Below are 3,385 nucleotides of genomic sequence, written 5' to 3' on the forward strand. Positions count from 1 at the left end.
TGGAGCTGGGGCCGGACGGGACGCTGTCGGCGATGATCCAGGAGACCGCGGCCGTCACCACGGTTCCCGCACTGCGCCGAGACCGGGACGAGGAGGAGTCGGTCGTCACCGCGCTCGGCGCCTTGCACTCGGTCGGAGTGCCGGTCGAGTGGGCAGCGTTCTTCGGGCCTCTGCACGCCACCCGCGTAGATCTGCCCACCTACGCGTTCCAGCACCAGTACTACTGGCCCGAGCCGGCCGATGACGAGCCGGGCGCGACCGACCCGGTGGATGCCGAGTTCTGGGACGCCATCGAGAGCGAGGACCTCGACAGCCTCGCCGCCGGCCTCGGTCTCACCGGCGAGGAGCTGTCCGGAGTGGTGCCGGCGCTCGCCTCATGGCGCCGCCGCCGACGGACCGAACGCGACCTCGACGCCGTGCGCTACCGCGAAACGTGGGCACCGCTGACCGGAGCCGTCACCGGCGCCCCGCGCGGCATCTGGCTCGTGATCGTGCCGGAGGGAGCGGACGAGACCTGGGTGAGCCGCGTGGCCGGCGCGGCCGGTCCGGGCGCCATCCGTGTGCACGTACCGGTGACCGCCGACGCCGACGCTTTCGCCGCGCGGCTGTCCATCGCAGGGGGCGCGGGCTTCGCGGGCGTGCTGTCCTTACTGGCCGAGGACCCGGCCGGACCGGTTGCCACGGCCACGCTGCTCCGCGCTCTCTCCGGGCTCGGCATCACCGCGCCCCTGTGGGCGGTCACGCGCGGCGCCGTCGCCGCCGTCGAGGGCGACACCGTCGAGTACCCCGAACGCGCCGGCGTCTGGGGGCTGAGCCGGGTTGCCGCGCTCGAGCACCCGGACGCGTGGGGCGGTGTGATCGACCTGCCCGCCGAGCCTGACGACGCCGCACTCACGCGTTGCGCCGCCCTGCTCGCGCATCCCGTCGGCGAGGAAGAAGTCGCCATCCGCAACGGGGGCGTCGCGCTCGGCCGACGGCTGACACCCGCGCCCGCCGGGGACGCGCAGGAGTGGACCCCGACCGGCACGGTGCTCATCACCGGCGGTACCGGTGCGCTCGGCGCGCGCGTGGCCCGCTGGCTCGCGGACCGAGGTGTCGCACGTCTCGTGCTGGTGAGCCGCCGGGGTGGCACGGCGCCGGGCGCGACGGAGCTGCACGACGAATTGACCGCTTCCGGCGTCGAGGTGGACCTGGTCGCGGCGGACACAGCGGACCGAGACACCATGGCGGCCGTCCTCGCGGCGATCCCCGCCGACCAGCCGCTGACCGGCGTCGTCCACGCGGCCGGCGTCCTCGCGGACGGCGTGCTGACCAGGCTGAGCGCAGAACAGTTCGAGACGGTGTTCCGGGCCAAGGCCGCCTCGGCGCTGGTGCTGGACGAACTGACCCGCGGTCACGATCTGTCGGTGTTCGCCCTGTTCTCCTCGGCCGCCGGTTCCGTCGGCAATCCCGGCCAGGCGAACTACGCCGCGGCCAACGCGGTCCTCGACGCCGTCGCCCAGCGCCGCCGCGCGCTGGGGCTGCCCGGCACCTCGCTGGCGTGGGGCGCGTGGGCCGGGGACGGCATGGGCGGCAGCGCGACGGGCGTCGGCGCCGCCGCGCTCGACCCGCGACTGGCCCTCACGGTGCTCGGTCAGGCCGTCACGGCGCCGGACCCCACGCTCACCGTGCTGGACATGCGCCACCCCGACGTGCTGGCCACCCTGCTCACACCGCGGCCGCACCGCCCTCTGCTGTCGGCACTGCCGGAGGCGCGCCGCTTCGCCGAGTCCTCCGCCGCTCCGGCGTCCGGACTCGCCGCAGAGCTGCGGGCTCTCGACCACGACCAACGCCTGGCACGGGTCGCCGGCGTGGTGCGGGGCGCCGTGGCGGCGGTGCTGCACAGGATGCCCGGCGACATCACGCCGGACCGTGAGTTCGGCAAGCTGGGCTTCGACTCTCTGGCCTCCGTCGAGCTGCGCAATCGGCTTGTCGCGGTGACCGGGCTCAGCCTGCCCGCGTCCCTGCTCTACGACCACCCGACCCCGGCCCGGGTGACCGAGCTCCTGCTCGCCCAGCTGCTCGACAGCCCGAGGACCACCGTCACGGCACCGGTCGCCGCCGTCACCGACGAGCCGATCGCCATCGTCGGCATGGCGTGCCGTTTCCCGAACGGCATCGACTCGCCCGAAGCCCTCTGGGCGCTGCTGGCCGATGGCAGCGACGCGATCGGGCCGTTTCCCACGGACCGTGGCTGGGACCTGGACGGTCTCGCAGGGGACCGGCCGGACCGCAGCGCCACGCAACGGGGTGGCTTCCTGCACGACATCGCCGGCTTCGACGCGGAGTTCTTCGAGGTCTCCCCGCGGGAGGCGGTGGCGATGGACCCGCAGCAACGACTCCTGCTGGAGACATCGTGGGAGGCACTGGAACGCGCGGGGATCGATCCCCTGTCGCTGCGCGGCAGCTCCTCGGGCGTTTTCGTCGGAACGAACGGCCAGGACTACGGCGACGTGCTCGCCGGCACCGAGGCCGGCCGCCAGGGACACACCGGCACGGGCCTCGCTGCCAGCGTGCTGTCCGGCCGCCTCTCGTACACGCTCGGTCTGGAAGGACCGGCGGTTACCGTGGACACGGCGTGCTCGTCGTCGCTGGTGGCACTGCACTGGGCGACGCAGGCACTGCGCGGTGGAGAATGCTCGCTGGCGCTGGTCGGCGGTGTGACGCTGATGACGACGCCGTGGCTGTTCGTGGAGTTCTCCCGGCAGGGCGGGCTGGCGCCGGACGGCCGGTGCAAGGCGTTCGCCGAGGACGCCGACGGCACGGGGTGGTCCGAGGGTGTAGGCATGCTGGTGGTGGAGCGGCTGTCGGACGCGGTGCGCAACGGCCACGAGATCCTTGCCGTGGTGCGGGGCTCGGCGGTGAACCAGGACGGCGCGTCGAACGGCCTGACGGCGCCGAACGGACCGTCCCAGCAGCGCGTGATCCGGCAGGCGCTGGTGAGCGCGGGGCTGTCACCCGCGGACGTGGATGTCGTGGAGGGGCACGGCACCGGTACGTCGCTGGGTGATCCGATCGAGGCGCAGGCGTTGCTGGCGACCTACGGGCAGGACCGTGAGACGCCGTTGCTGCTGGGTTCGGTGAAGTCGAACATCGGGCACACACAGGCCGCCGCCGGTGTCGCGGGCATCATCAAGATGGTCCTCGCGCTGCGCAGCGGCGAACTGCCGAAGACGCTGCACGTCGGCGAAGTGTCGTCCCGGGTGAACTGGGAAGCCGGTGACGTCGAGCTGGTGACTGAGGCGAGGGCGTGGCCGGTGGTGGAGCGGCCGCGGCGGGCGGCGGTGTCGTCGTTCGGGATCTCGGGGACGAACGCGCACACGATTCTGGAGCAGGCTCCGGATGC

General features: G+C 73.4%; 1 pseudogene. It reads left to right on the top strand.

Annotated elements, in window-relative coordinates:
• Positions 1-32: 32 nt before the first annotated feature.
• A pseudogene (locus ACIP94_RS38360) lies at positions 33-3,385 on the top strand (SDR family NAD(P)-dependent oxidoreductase); the annotation flags it as partial.

Origin of the sequence: Streptomyces sp. NPDC093261 (assembly GCF_044753645.1) — a bacterium.
Lineage (GTDB): Bacteria > Actinomycetota > Actinomycetes > Streptomycetales > Streptomycetaceae > Streptomyces.